Below are 12,666 nucleotides of genomic sequence, written 5' to 3'. Positions count from 1 at the left end.
CACTTTTCTAATTCAAATTTAGTTTTCGCTGATAGAATCGTATGTCTCTACTGCGCTGTTTTTCAGATCGTCTTCCACTGTGATTCCAAGATTTTCTGCTACTTTTGTATTCAGGTAAAGTCCTGCTTCTGTGATCGTCTCAAATGGCATTTCAGATGCTTTCTTTTCTCCTTTGAGAACCTTTGCTGCCATCTTACCTGTCTGTTTGCCAAGTGCTACATAATCAAGGCCTTCTGCTGCCAGGCATCCAAGCTTCACCTGTTCGATCTCACTTCCGAATACCGGGATATTTGCTGCATTTGCCTTATCCAGAATGGTTGCAAGTGAGCTTACTACCGTGTTATCTGTCAGGTTGCTGATGCAGTCTACCTGTGACAGAAGATCGTCTGTTGCAAGTGCGATTTCTGATGTATTTGTAATTCCCTTTTCTACAAGTTCAAATCCATAGTCACCGACTTTTTCTTTGTATTCAGCAATTGCAGATACGCTGTTTGCCTCACTTGTTGTATAGAGGATACCAATCTTCTTTGCATCCGGAAGAAGTTCACGGATCATTTTCAGCTGTGCTTCAATCGGAAGTTTATCACTGGTTCCTGTGACTTCTCCAACCGGGTTCCCTTTATCATCTGCAAGCTCTGCTGCTTTCGGGTCCGTAACTGCAGTATAGATAACCGAAATATCCGTATCCATCGCAGCATTGTATGCTGTCTGTGCACTTGGTGTTGCGATTCCGCAGATCAGATCTACTTTATCGGATACAAAGCTGCTTGCGATCTGTGATGCAGTTCCCATATCTGCTGCCGAGTTCTTGTATTCAACATTCAGATTCTTTCCTTCCTCGATACCTTCTTCTTTCAGTCCCTCTAAAAATCCTTCACGGCAGTTATCTAAAGATCCGTGCTCTGCAAACTGGGAAATACCGATTGTATAGCTCTTTTCTCCATCTGCTGTCTTGGAATCCGACTTGCTTCCACATCCTACCATCATTGTTACTGCCATTGCCATTGTTAATAATACTGCGATTGTTCTCTTTTTCATAATTTTGTTCTCCTCTTCTTGATAAATAATTTTCTTTGTTAGCTTTCAAGAGAAGGTGTTTCTTGATTCCGCGCCGTACCACAACAGGAATACATATGTAACATCCTGCCGGAGACTTTTTATTTATCAGGAAAGGTTTTCCTGGTAAATAAAAAACACCCCAATCCTTCTACGGATTGAGGCGACTAATATCTTCTACTAACGCGGTACCACTCAACTTTAACAGTTTCCTGTCCTCTTTTATGTACTAACATACATCCCTTATTGATAACGGGTTTGGTTCCCGACAAACCATACTCTCAATCATCTGATTTCAGGCTGCCCTCGAAAGTCCATTCAATTATCAACTCCATACAGCAATCCCACCGCCTGCTGCTCTCTGTGATATCGTTCGATAACCTACTCCTCTTTCTCAACGGTTTTACAATTTATGGTTAATATATTACCTCTTTATTCTCTGTTTGTCAACCTGATTTTTGGAATTTTTCAGATTTTTCTACTCCGTTTCCACAGCTCCCTGAAAAATATCCTGATAACATACTCCGTAATTATCTAAAATCAGCGAAAAAATCTTACGGTTCTTTTCATATTCCATCCCCAGCTCAAGATAAGCCTTAAGATGCAATAATGCCCCCAGAAGATAGACTCTGTCGTCTTCTGTTTTATAAAATTCATACAAACGGTAAATACTGATTATGAGGAGTTCTTCTTTATCCACTCCAAGTCTTTCACATTCATTCACCGCAAGCTTTATCGCCTCAATATCTGTTCTGTACGATTCCCAATCCATTTCTCTCCCCCCTTTTTTTAATCATATCCTATCACGGCGTTTTTGTAAAGTTAACTTGCATATAATATCATTCTTTTTTCAAATTGAAATGCTACACTACTTTTATGAAGGAGAGATACAGCATGGAAAAGAATTTCGGTACACGCGTTCGGCAGGCACGTCACAAAGCCGGTCTTACACAGGCAGCACTAGCAGAAAAACTAAATCTTGATGAGACAACGATAAGCCGGATTGAAAATGGCAGCCAGGCAACATCCTTTGCAACCATGCTTAATTTTTCAGAAGCATTAGATGTCAAATTTGATTATCTGATCTGTGACTACCTGGATGATTCAATTCATTCAAAGGATCCGATCAATGCCGAGATCCTGGATATGATCACACCGCTTCCTGATAATTATAAACGATTGATCCGTGATAATATCCGACAGTTGTTAGAAAAGATTCCACCAGAGATGGGCGAAAAATAAATGTAGTCTATGCCACCCCGGAGCCGGAGGAGAAAAAATCCTATAGATTCAACTTGAATCTATAGGATTTTTTCTCTTCCCGGGCGCTCTGGGTTACCAGTTGTAACTGTTCTTCGCCCATTTGTATTGTGTTCGACAGAGAAGAGGTGTTACCCTCTGCGTTGTCCGGGTTCGTTCTGACCTATACGGGCGGCACGCAGCACGTGAGAGGCGAGTACAGAGGTTGTGACGTTTCCTACTCCTCCCGGAACCGGTGTGATATGGGATACTTTTTCCCGGACATTTTCGTAGTCCACATCTCCACAGAGGGTTCCGTCTTCCAGTACGTTGATTCCGACATCCGCTACCACCGCTCCTTCGGCGATCATATCGGCGGTGATATGCTTTGCCCGTCCGATCGCAGCTACTATTATCTCTGCTTCGCGACATCTGTCCGCCAGATCTTTTGTGCGTGAATGGCAGATAGTTACAGTTGCATTCTGTCCAAGCATCAGCATGGAGAGCGGTTTTCCAACAACCATGCTTCTTCCGATGACGGTCACTCTTTTCCCCTGGAGTTCAATTCCATAGTGATTCATAATGTGCATCACTGCCTCAGAAGTACAAGGCGCATAAGCAGTTCTGTCACCTTCGAATATTTTTGCAAGATTTACAGGACTCATTCCATCCATATCCTTTGCCGGGTCGATCATCTGTCTGATCTTCTCTACATCGAGCTGCTCCGGAAGCGGCTGGAACAAAAGAATCCCGTGAACCTCCGGATCTTTATTGATCTTACAGAAAGCATCCTCAAATTCTTCCTGTGAAATATCTTCTGGCAGTTCTACAATGCGGCACTCGATTCCGATCATTTCCATTCTTTTTTTTGCTCCACGTTCGTAGGCAAGATCATTTTCTTTCGCTCCTACCCGAATGATCGTAAGGCATGGATTTACTCCCGCCGCATTCAACTCTTCTCTTTCTCTGATCAGCTTTTCTTTCATGGCTTTTGCCACTTCAGCCCCTCGCATCTGTATGCTCATGTCTTCCTCCTGTCTGTCTTATCTGTTATGGTCTGATACCCTTAAGTACAGCATCATAAGTTGTCTCTTTCAATTCTTTGCCTGTCGCAATCAGTTGATCAGCCAGATAATTCAGTCTTTCAGCTTCTTCCTGATCCTTCATCATCTTTGTATTGATAAAAATATTAAGAGAAGCTCCTTCAAGGGCTGCCTGTGCAAAGAGAATTGCAACTCCTGCATCGCTGACAGCAAGCCTGCTTCCTTTTTCCCCCAGCACTCGGATCATCTCCATAGTATCTACAATTGTTTTCATGATACACAGTGGTGCTTCTGCCGCATTTTTAAGTGCGGTCTCCATAACTTTTTCCTTCTCTGCCTGTTCTTCCTCTGTCTCTTTTGGCATTCTGTAAGCCTTTGCCAGTGGTTCAAAAGCCTCGGCATCTTCATCTACCATCCGGACCAGATCCTGCTTCTTCTGCTCAAGTTTTTCTCTTATCTCTAGAATTTCCTCTTCAACATCCGCATATTTCTTTTTTCCGACAGTCAGATTTGTAACCATAAGTCCCAAAGCTGATGCGAACGCTCCGACTGCTGCCGATGCACCGCCACCTCCCGGAATCGGTGCTGACGATGAGAGCTGTTCCAAAAAATCAGTTGTTTTCTGCTCCAATAACATATTTTTCCTCCCGCTTATTTTTGCTTTCCTATTATAGCAAAGGATTTCTCTTCTGAAACATAGTACTTTCTGATATGCCTTTCAGGATATCGGTATATGAAATTCTATCTGAATCCTAATGAAAATCCGGTGTCCCCACCATATCATACGGGGTTGCCTGGTAAACATAGTAATTCAGCCAGTTTGCATACATACAGTTACCATGTGCTCTCCATGTAAGAAGTGGCTTCTGTGTGCTGTCATTGTCTGGATAATAATTCTCCGGCATTTCAATCGGAAGTCCTTTGCTCAGATCCCGCTTATACTCCTGATCCAGTGTCACCCGGTCGTACTCCGGATGTCCCATCACAAAAATCTGTCTTCCATTCTGTGCCATGATAAGGTATGCTCCTGCCTTTTCCGACTCTGCCAGAATCATCAGTCTCTCATCTGCACGGATCTTCTCAATCGGCACATCTGTATGTCTCGAATGCGGTGCATAAAATACATCATCAAATCCACGTACCAGAGGAATCTTACGGTTCATAACCTTATGTTCAAAGATACCGAAAAGCTTTTTGTCCAGCTGTACTTTATTAATCCCATAATGATAATAAAGTGCTGCCTGTGCTCCCCAGCAGAGATGGATCGTTGAAGTAACATGCGTCTTTGTCCACTCCATGATCTCTACAAGCTCTTCCCAGTAATCCACCTCTTCAAAAGGCATCTGCTCTACCGGTGCTCCGGTTATGATAAATCCGTCAAATTTCTGATCTTTTACATTTTCAAAATTCTCATAAAACCGGTTCAGGTGATTCGCTGAAGTATTCTTTGAAACATGATTTTTCACTGCCAAAAATACAATGTCAACCTGCAGCGGTGTATTGGAAAGGGAGCGCAGAAGCTGAAGTTCTGTATCCTCTTTCAGTGGCATAAGATTCAGAAGTCCGATCTTGATCGGACGAATGTCCTGATGAACCGCACGGTTCTCATCCATTACAAATATATTTTCTTTTTCCAGTATTTCTTTTACCGGAAGGTCATTCTGTACACGAATTGGCATTTCTGCTTACTTCCTCTCTTTTTTATTTTCCCCGTTTTTTACCGCTGTATCATTTTCTTCCGGATTTTCTCTGACAAATCTTCCGCTATCATCCACATAACTCTTTTCCCCATACTCCGAAGTCTGAAGCGGAAGCTTTTTCTTCTCCAGCAAATGATTGATCAGCATTGTAATAATATAATAAACTACTGCAAATGTAGGCACGCCCATGATCATTCCTACAAATCCAAACAGACCGCCTCCGAGCAGGATTGAAAATACAACCCAGAATGCAGATAATCCGGTCGAATTGCCCAAAATCTTCGGTCCGATCACATTTCCATCAAGCTGCTGCAGTACAAGAATGAAGATCAGGAAATACAAGCCCTTGATCGGATCATTCAGCAAAATCAGAACGGCACTCGGAATAGCACCGATATACGGTCCGAAGAAAGGAATGACATTGGTCACACCAACGATTACACTGATCAAAAGTATGTACGGCATCTTCAGGAGCGTAAGTCCAAAGAAGCAAAGCACTCCGATAATCATAGAATCAATAATCTTTCCAATAATAAATCCACCAAAAATCTCATTGCTTTTCTTTGTCAGATGCAGGATCATATTGGCATGATCTGTACGGAACACTGCATAGACGATCTTTTTACTCTGTGCGGAAAATGTTTCCTTACTGAACAGAATATAGACTGATACAATAAGACCAATCAGAAAATTCAGGATCTCACTGACAAAATTGATGATCCCAACCGTCAGGTTTGACATCACTTCATTAACCTTGGTTAAAAGATCCTGTTTGATCCAGTTCTGTAATGCATCCGATCCCTTTTCTAACAGGTTACGTGCCATGACTCCGGCAGGACTGGTATCTTTCTGGATACTTATGATCTTCGTAACCATATCACTGATCTGTCCCGGCAGAGTCTGAACCATGTCACGGATACTTTTATAAAGTTCCGGAATCAGCATATTGCACAGTGCCAGGATCAAAGCAAGCAGCATAACCAGCGCTGCAAAAACACCGACACTACGCGAAACCTTCTTTGCCTTTTCCTGAGACATTTTCTTTTTTAATTGTGGAATCAGCCACCGGTCAATCTGCTTTACGATCGGATTCAGCAAATATGCGATCACCATTCCGTATAGGATCGGCTTTAACACATCAATTACTTTACTGACACCTACTGATATATCCTCTATTCGGAGTAACAGAAAATAAAAGATTACACAAGCCGCAATAACAAGGAAAAAGGTAATCCCCTTCCTGAAATGCAGCAAAATCTTTGACGGCCCTCTGTTACCAAATTCCGGACGCTTTTCATAATACGCTGCCGATTTCTTCTTTTCCGGCTTCCCCGAAACCCCTTTCTCTACATTGTCTTTTTTTTCCATTTAATTTCCCTGTCTTTCTTCAAAAGTCCGATTTTTATTATACCTTCTTTCTAACACCCCCGTCAACCTCCCCAACCATCCTTTTCGCACCTTTTCTCTCATTCCTTGCACACAAACAAACAGGTGCAGGAGAAACTCTCCCACACCCATCACTTTCATCTACGCACATCCACAACTGAAAGTTGCACATTCCGTCTCATCACAGCTGCATGCCTTGCTGCCCTCCACACTGATCTTTCCTGCATGGCACTGGCATTCCTTATTGTACTGGCACTCCGTGGCCTTGCAGTCGATCTTGCTTGTCGGACCCGCCTCACCAGTCACATTGCTGTAGGTGCCGCTTTTTCTTTCTTCAAAGCTGTCACAGCTTGTCTCTGCAGCTTTCCGTGCAGATTTTCCTCCCACCGTAATTGCGTTCAGATCACAATAAAAATCTTTGTTGTGCATACATGTCTGTACTGTACATTTTAATTCAGGCATAATGTTACCTCCTTTTTGAAAATCAGTATCATTATGCCCGAAAGTTTTATTTCTTATTCAGATTTTATTTAAAACTCTATTTATCGTCTTCTTTTTTTACTTCCCTTGCTGTTTTGGCCTGGATCTCCATCTTGATTGCTGCAAGGAAGTCCGTCAGTGACTTCTGTCCTTCATCCCCTTCAAAACGGCTTCTTACAGATACCAGTCCGTCCTCTTCTTCTTTTGCTCCGACAACCAGCATATACGGGATCTTCTTCATCTGTGCTTCACGTATCTTGTATCCGATCTTCTCTGCACGTGTATCAATTTCTGCACGAACACCTGAATTGTTCAGTTCATCCAGAACCTTCTGTGCATAATCCATATATTTGTCTGAAATCGGAAGCACCTTAACCTGTACCGGTGCAAGCCATGTCGGGAATGCCCCTGCAAAATGCTCGATCAGGATACCGATAAATCTTTCGATCGATCCGAAGATTACACGGTGGATCATGATCGGACGATGTTTCTCACCATCTGCTCCTGTGTATTCAAGGTTAAATCTGAGCGGAAGCTGGAAATCAAGCTGGATGGTTCCACACTGCCATGTTCTTCCGATAGAATCTTCCAGATGGAAGTCGATCTTCGGTCCGTAGAACGCTCCATCTCCTTCATTTACTACATATGGAAGTCCCAGATCGTCCAATGCGCCACGAAGGGCTTCAGTAGCCATATCCCAATCTTCATCACTTCCCATGCTGTCCTCCGGTCTTGTAGAAAGCTCCACATGGTATTTAAATCCAAACAGACTGTAAACTTCATTGATCAGTTTTACAACGCCTTTGATCTCATCACGTACCTGCTCTGGTGTCATGAAGATATGTGCATCATCCTGTGTAAAGCATCTTACACGCATCAGTCCATGAAGCTGTCCTGATTTTTCATGACGGTGAACCAGTCCAAGTTCTCCCATACGAAGCGGAAGGTCACGGTATGAACGTGGTTCAGATTCATATACAAGAATTCCTCCCGGGCAGTTCATTGGTTTGATAGCGAAATCTTCATCATCGATCACAGTTGTATACATATTGTCTTTGTAGTGATCCCAGTGGCCTGATGTTTCCCAGAGATGGCGGCTCAACATAATCGGTGTTGAAATTTCAACATAGCCGGCTTTTTTGTGGATCTCTCTCCAGTAATCAAGCAGCTGGTTCTTCAGTTCCATTCCTTTTGGAAGGAAGAATGGAAATCCCGGTCCTTCTTCTCTCATCATGAAAAGTCCAAGTTCTTTTCCAAGTTTTCTATGATCACGCTTCTTTGCTTCTTCCATCATATGCAGATATTCTTCAAGCTCTGCTTTCTTCGGATAGGAAGTACCATAAACTCTCTGAAGCATCTTATTCTTTTCACTTCCGCGCCAGTAAGCTCCTGCAAGGCTTGTAAGTTTGAATGCTTTTACCGGTTTTGTGCTCATCAGGTGAGGTCCTGCACAAAGATCTGTAAATTCTCCCTGTGAATAGAAGCTGATTACGGAATCTTCCGGAAGGTCTTCGATCAGTTCCACTTTATATGGTTCATCTTTTTCTTTAAAATATGCGATTGCTTCCGCTCTTGGCATTGTATACTGTTTAATTGGAAGATCTTCTTTAACGATTTTCTTCATCTCAGCTTCGATCTTTTCCAGGTCTTCTGCTACAAGCGGAGTCTCACGGTCAATATCATAATAGAATCCGTCTTCAATTGAAGGTCCGATCGCAAGTTTTGTATCCGGATACAGTCTCTTGATTGCCTGTGCCATAATGTGAGATGTTGTGTGACGGAATGCACCTTTTCCTTTTTCATCATTGAATGTAAGAATGTTCAGCTCACAGTCTTTGTCGATCACAGTTCTTAAATCAACAACTTCTCCGTCAACTTCTCCTGCTGTTGCAACCCTTGCAAGTCCTTCACTGATATCTTTTGCAATATCAATTACTGACATGCTCTGTGCATATTCTTTGCTTGATCCATCTTTTAATGTGATTTTCATAGTCTTTTTGTTCCTCTCTTTATTTTATAATTTCTGATTATACAACATTTTTCTGTGCAAGCTCCGGATCCGGATGTTCTCCTGACCATCCTGCCTGTGGCATAGTTGCCAGTCTCGATACATCCTCTTCGCTGATCTCAAAATGGAACAGATCCATATTCTGTTTCATCCGCTCCATCGAAGATGATTTCGGAAGCGGAATGATATCATTCTGAAGCAGGAATCTCAGACATAGCTGCGCCGGTGAAACCTGATACTTTCCGGCAAGTTCAAGGATCAGTCCATCTTCCAGAATCCGCCGTCTTCCGATCGGGCTCCATGCCTGCATCTGAATACCATGCTCTTTACAATACTGCACAGCAGCCTGCTGCATATAACCCGGATGCAGTTCCAGCTGGTTGACAACTGGTTTTACTGTTCCATTCTCCAGAATGTTCTTAATATGGTGCGGAAGAAAATTGCTGAGTCCAAGTCCCCGGATTTTTCCTTCTTTCTGAAGTTCTTCCATCGCCCTCCAGGTCTCAAGATCCAGTTCTTTCCAGTTCTCACAGTCAGCCGACGGTCTTGGCCAGTGGATCAGATAGATGTCCAGATAATCGGTACCAAGTCTTTTCAGACTCTTTTCTAATGCATCCTTTGTCTGCTGATATCCCATTTCATCTTTCCACATCTTGGATACAAGGAAAAAATCCTCTCTTGGAAGATTGCTTTCACGGATCGCCTGCCCTAAAAAATCTTCGGTCTGATAAAAGGATGCAGTATCAAAATAGCGATATCCTGCTTCTATGGCAGTCTTTAAAACCTCTACGTTATTCCCTTCTGCTGCTTTGTAAGTTTCAAAACCAACGCATGGGATTTTCATATCATTGTTCAGCTTAAAACAATCGTAAATACTTTCCATTAGATCATCCTTTCTGTAAAAGCTACTGTCTGTAATTCAAGACCGCATATTGCACAAAAGAATTTCATCCAATTCCATTGCGCAAAAAGTGAATTGGCTGAATTTCTTTTGTGCAATATGCTCCTTCAAATTTTCTAGTACATCTTTTCCAGACAACTTAACTTTTAAAATAAAAAACCTCTGCAACAGATTATCTGCTGCAGAGGACGAGTTACTTTGTATACCCGCGGTTCCACCCCGCTTGTCCTGATTTCCAGGACCTCTTTGTGGATGATAACGGTATCCAGCCGGACTGTTTTACAGCCGCTCGGAGGTGGTCTTCAAACGCTTCTGTAATAAGAGGCTCTCAGCCTAAGACCTCTCTCTCTGGGATTTTTCTGCGTTCTACTCTTCTCTTCATCGCATTTGCTAACATTATACCATGGGATTTTCATTTGTCAACACGTTCAAAAAAATGTATTGAAAATTTCTATCAGAACTTATTTGTTCTTACCACAGCATTTTTTATATTTTTTACCGCTTCCGCACGGACATGGATCGTTTGGATAAACTTTCTTTTCTACGTGGATTGTACGTGCGTTTTTCTGTTCTTTGTAAAGGACTTTTTTCTTTTCTTCTGTAAAAATCTTATCCCACTGTGGCAGTTCATACAGCCAGTCAGCTTTTGCATCTACCATGTTCTTGTAAAGCAGTTCTTTATCAAAAGCAAGACTTACCTCAGTGTCCTCATCCATTGTTTCAATTGGATTAGCCACTTTCAGGCTGTCATTGATTCCATCAAGGAATCCTGTCATTGTAAATACATTAATGCCATATTTTTCAGCAAGTTCCTTTACAGTTCCTTTTACTTCTTCGTCCGGATTCTCAAGCAGCTTTTCATAGATCTCTTTTTCAGTCTGGAAATAGGTTCCCCAGAACTTCTGCAGAGAAGCTTTATCCATCTCTTTCGAGTAAGCGGTATCTCTCCACTGTTCTAATAATGTACTCATACTGTAAATTCTCCTTTTTGTTCTTTATCACTTCATATATCATACAGCATTTTTCGACTGTTTGCAAAACATTTTCTTGTAGAAATTGTTTTTTATCTATATAATAGAGATAAAGTACAGTACGAAGGTGGTTGTTATGAAAAAAATCAAGCGTTTTGCGGCTCTTATCTGTGCAATTCTTCTGTTCCTGATGTACGTCAGCACTCTGGTATTTGCATTTATCGACAAATCCAGATCATTAGGACTTCTGAAAGCATCTGTTGCCTGCACGATTCTTGTGCCGGTTATGAGTTACGCCTACATCCTGGTTTATCGTCTGATCCACAGGAATGATGACGACTTTCACAGTGAATATTAACATCTCATACATAAAGCTCTGCCATCATCCAGGCAGGGCTTTTCTCTTCGCCGAATCTGCCACCGAATCGTTTTTTCTCCTGTTCTCTGATCTTCTGTCTCTTATTTAAATATTCTTCCATGGAAATGACTTCCTGTGTGCTGATATTCTTCTCTTTCTGCATATCTTGTTACCTCCTGTCTACAGTTTTTTCGTCTGTCTGCCTTCTGGTATAAGCCTCATCCGGCATTTCCCCGACATCTTTAATATATGTTCTTATTTTCTGATTTATGACTTTTTCTTTTTTATGATGAATGTTTTATTTTAAGAGTATAGCCGTGTTCTGTGACCTTACTATGGAGATTCTCTAAAAAAATCATAAGTTGTTTCTTAAGAAAATATGATTGACAACACCACGTCAATTCACTAAACTAGACATAGTGAGTAGTAAGAAAGGAAGAACATCATGAACAATTTGCAGATACCGGAGAATTACCATTCTCCACTTACGATCCGCGAGACTGAAGTGGCAATCAAAGAAGTAAAAGACCACTTTGAACGCGCACTTGCCAAATCTCTGCATCTGACGCGTGTATCCGCTCCTCTTTTCGTCCGCCCGGAATCCGGACTGAACGATAACCTGAACGGAGTAGAACGCCCGGTTGCATTTGGCATCAAAGAACAGGAAGACCGCGAAGTTGAGATCGTCCACTCTCTTGCAAAATGGAAACGTTACGCCTTAAAGCGCTACGGCTTTCATTCAGGAGAAGGACTTTATACTGATATGAGCGCTATCCGCCGAGATGAAGATACTGACAACATCCATTCCATCTATGTTGACCAGTGGGACTGGGAAAAAGTAATTTCCAAAGAAGAACGCAACATGGAGACACTGGAATACACTGTAGGAAAAGTATACAGTGCACTCAAAGAAACCGAAGCCTACATGGCACGCCGTTACAATTATATTGAAGAATTCCTTCCGGATGAAATCAGCTTCATCACATCCCAGGAACTGGAAACCATGTATCCGGACAAGACACCAAAGGAACGTGAATACCACTTTGCCAAAGCCAAAGGTGCCGTATTCATCAAACAGATCGGTAAGACCCTTGCCTCCGGACAGCGTCATGACGGACGTGCACCGGACTACGATGACTGGGAACTGAACGGTGATATCATCGTCTACTATCCGGTACTCGATATCGCACTGGAGCTTTCTTCCATGGGTATCCGTGTCGATGAAGATGCACTCCGCCGTCAGTTAAAGGAAGCCGGCTGCGAAGAACGCGCCGAGATGGATTTCCAGAAAGCATTACTGAACGGAAAACTTCCGTACACAGTCGGAGGCGGAATCGGACAGTCCCGAATCTGTATGTTCTATCTCCGCAAAGCCCACATCGGAGAAGTCCAGTCCTCCATCTGGCCGGACGACGTCCTCGAAGAAGCCGCATCCCGCGGAGTGTACTTACTGTAATACATAACCAACCATTATCACAATTTGATAATTTACCATAAAAATGGGGCTGTGAAAAAAGCATAGTC

14 protein-coding genes and 2 other annotated features are annotated in these 12,666 nt (G+C 42.4%); of the genes, 3 read left to right on the top strand and 11 right to left on the bottom strand.

Annotation, left to right across the window (positions count from 1 at the left end; all coding sequences use genetic code 11):
- Positions 1-18 precede the first annotated feature (18 nt).
- Entirely contained in the window at positions 19-1,038 is a 1,020-nt protein-coding gene (locus tag PGR14_RS00070) for an ABC transporter substrate-binding protein (RefSeq protein ID WP_270222815.1), read from the bottom strand.
- Positions 1,039-1,212: 174 nt separating this feature from the next.
- Positions 1,213-1,463, bottom strand: a binding site (T-box leader).
- Positions 1,464-1,534: 71 nt separating this feature from the next.
- Positions 1,535-1,828, bottom strand: coding sequence for a hypothetical protein (locus tag PGR14_RS00065; protein ID WP_270222813.1), 294 nt, complete (start codon positions 1,826-1,828; stop codon positions 1,535-1,537).
- 122 nt (positions 1,829-1,950) lie between these two features.
- Here PGR14_RS00065 and PGR14_RS00060 point away from each other — a divergent pair, with 122 nt between their 5' ends.
- Complete coding sequence (locus PGR14_RS00060; protein WP_022220545.1) at positions 1,951-2,298, top strand: helix-turn-helix domain-containing protein; 348 nt, start codon at positions 1,951-1,953, stop codon at positions 2,296-2,298.
- A 149-nt stretch (positions 2,299-2,447) separates the two neighbouring features.
- Here PGR14_RS00060 and PGR14_RS00055 read toward each other — a convergent pair whose 3' ends face one another.
- The 8 genes from PGR14_RS00055 to PGR14_RS00020 form a co-directional block, all read right to left on the bottom strand.
- Complete coding sequence (locus PGR14_RS00055) at positions 2,448-3,320, bottom strand: bifunctional 5,10-methylenetetrahydrofolate dehydrogenase/5,10-methenyltetrahydrofolate cyclohydrolase (protein ID WP_270222812.1); 873 nt, start codon at positions 3,318-3,320, stop codon at positions 2,448-2,450.
- A gap of 25 nt (positions 3,321-3,345) precedes the next feature.
- The gene (locus tag PGR14_RS00050) at positions 3,346-3,975 is read right to left on the bottom strand and encodes a cyclodeaminase/cyclohydrolase family protein (RefSeq protein WP_055260861.1); all 630 of its coding nucleotides are present in this window, start codon (positions 3,973-3,975) and stop codon (positions 3,346-3,348) included.
- Between the two features lie 115 nt (positions 3,976-4,090).
- Positions 4,091-5,017 carry a homoserine O-acetyltransferase MetA gene (gene metA, locus PGR14_RS00045; protein ID WP_008374805.1) on the bottom strand — a complete coding sequence of 309 codons (927 nt, stop codon included), beginning with the start codon at positions 5,015-5,017 and terminating at the stop codon, positions 4,091-4,093.
- Positions 5,018-5,023: 6 nt separating this feature from the next.
- Entirely contained in the window at positions 5,024-6,406 is a 1,383-nt protein-coding gene (locus PGR14_RS00040) for an AI-2E family transporter (RefSeq protein ID WP_173689877.1), read from the bottom strand.
- A gap of 159 nt (positions 6,407-6,565) precedes the next feature.
- Entirely contained in the window at positions 6,566-6,886 is a 321-nt protein-coding gene (locus PGR14_RS00035) for a DUF1540 domain-containing protein (RefSeq protein ID WP_022220546.1), read from the bottom strand.
- A gap of 76 nt (positions 6,887-6,962) precedes the next feature.
- Positions 6,963-8,894, bottom strand: coding sequence for a threonine--tRNA ligase (gene thrS / locus PGR14_RS00030; RefSeq protein ID WP_055157604.1), 1,932 nt, complete (start codon positions 8,892-8,894; stop codon positions 6,963-6,965).
- Between the two features lie 37 nt (positions 8,895-8,931).
- Positions 8,932-9,795, bottom strand: a complete 864-nt coding sequence (locus PGR14_RS00025) for an aldo/keto reductase (RefSeq protein WP_270222811.1) — start codon at positions 9,793-9,795, stop codon at positions 8,932-8,934.
- 199 nt (positions 9,796-9,994) lie between these two features.
- Positions 9,995-10,204: a binding site (T-box leader), on the bottom strand.
- 70 nt (positions 10,205-10,274) lie between these two features.
- A complete protein-coding gene (locus PGR14_RS00020) occupies positions 10,275-10,784 on the bottom strand; it encodes an SEC-C metal-binding domain-containing protein (protein ID WP_022220547.1) in 510 nt (169 codons plus the stop codon).
- A 136-nt stretch (positions 10,785-10,920) separates the two neighbouring features.
- Between PGR14_RS00020 and PGR14_RS00015 the strand changes: the two genes are divergently transcribed.
- Positions 10,921-11,142 (top strand): hypothetical protein, encoded by a 222-nt coding sequence (locus PGR14_RS00015; protein WP_055260855.1) that lies wholly within the window; start codon positions 10,921-10,923, stop codon positions 11,140-11,142.
- A gap of 4 nt (positions 11,143-11,146) precedes the next feature.
- Here PGR14_RS00015 and PGR14_RS00010 read toward each other — a convergent pair whose 3' ends face one another.
- Positions 11,147-11,305, bottom strand: coding sequence for a hypothetical protein (locus PGR14_RS00010; protein WP_008374787.1), 159 nt, complete (start codon positions 11,303-11,305; stop codon positions 11,147-11,149).
- A gap of 282 nt (positions 11,306-11,587) precedes the next feature.
- Here PGR14_RS00010 and asnA point away from each other — a divergent pair, with 282 nt between their 5' ends.
- Entirely contained in the window at positions 11,588-12,598 is a 1,011-nt protein-coding gene (gene asnA / locus PGR14_RS00005) for an aspartate--ammonia ligase (RefSeq protein ID WP_008374783.1), read from the top strand.
- Positions 12,599-12,666 lie beyond the last annotated feature (68 nt).

Source organism: Coprococcus sp. AF99-45 (genome assembly GCF_027663865.1).
GTDB classification, from domain to species: Bacteria; Bacillota; Clostridia; order Lachnospirales; family Lachnospiraceae; genus Allocoprococcus; species Allocoprococcus comes.
Note: the sequence above shows the minus strand (reverse complement) of the source record. Positions and strands in the feature narration are given on the sequence as shown.

Bases quoted from the DNA above. Each gene is read 5' to 3' on its own strand.
- thrS (WP_055157604.1), bottom strand. From the start codon at position 8,894: ATGAAAATCACATTAAAAGATGGATCAAGCAAAGAATATGCACAGAGC.
- PGR14_RS00050 (WP_055260861.1), bottom strand. From the start codon at position 3,975: ATGTTATTGGAGCAGAAAACAACTGATTTTTTGGAACAGCTCTCATCG.
- PGR14_RS00035 (WP_022220546.1), bottom strand. From the start codon at position 6,886: ATGCCTGAATTAAAATGTACAGTACAGACATGTATGCACAACAAAGAT.
- PGR14_RS00040 (WP_173689877.1), bottom strand. From the start codon at position 6,406: ATGGAAAAAAAAGACAATGTAGAGAAAGGGGTTTCGGGGAAGCCGGAA.
- PGR14_RS00060 (WP_022220545.1), top strand. From the start codon at position 1,951: ATGGAAAAGAATTTCGGTACACGCGTTCGGCAGGCACGTCACAAAGCC.
- PGR14_RS00065 (WP_270222813.1), bottom strand. From the start codon at position 1,828: ATGGATTGGGAATCGTACAGAACAGATATTGAGGCGATAAAGCTTGCG.
- PGR14_RS00055 (WP_270222812.1), bottom strand. From the start codon at position 3,320: ATGAGCATACAGATGCGAGGGGCTGAAGTGGCAAAAGCCATGAAAGAA.
- PGR14_RS00020 (WP_022220547.1), bottom strand. From the start codon at position 10,784: ATGAGTACATTATTAGAACAGTGGAGAGATACCGCTTACTCGAAAGAG.
- asnA (WP_008374783.1), top strand. From the start codon at position 11,588: ATGAACAATTTGCAGATACCGGAGAATTACCATTCTCCACTTACGATC.
- PGR14_RS00025 (WP_270222811.1), bottom strand. From the start codon at position 9,795: ATGGAAAGTATTTACGATTGTTTTAAGCTGAACAATGATATGAAAATC.
- PGR14_RS00070 (WP_270222815.1), bottom strand. From the start codon at position 1,038: ATGAAAAAGAGAACAATCGCAGTATTATTAACAATGGCAATGGCAGTA.
- PGR14_RS00015 (WP_055260855.1), top strand. From the start codon at position 10,921: ATGAAAAAAATCAAGCGTTTTGCGGCTCTTATCTGTGCAATTCTTCTG.
- PGR14_RS00010 (WP_008374787.1), bottom strand. From the start codon at position 11,305: ATGCAGAAAGAGAAGAATATCAGCACACAGGAAGTCATTTCCATGGAA.
- metA (WP_008374805.1), bottom strand. From the start codon at position 5,017: ATGCCAATTCGTGTACAGAATGACCTTCCGGTAAAAGAAATACTGGAA.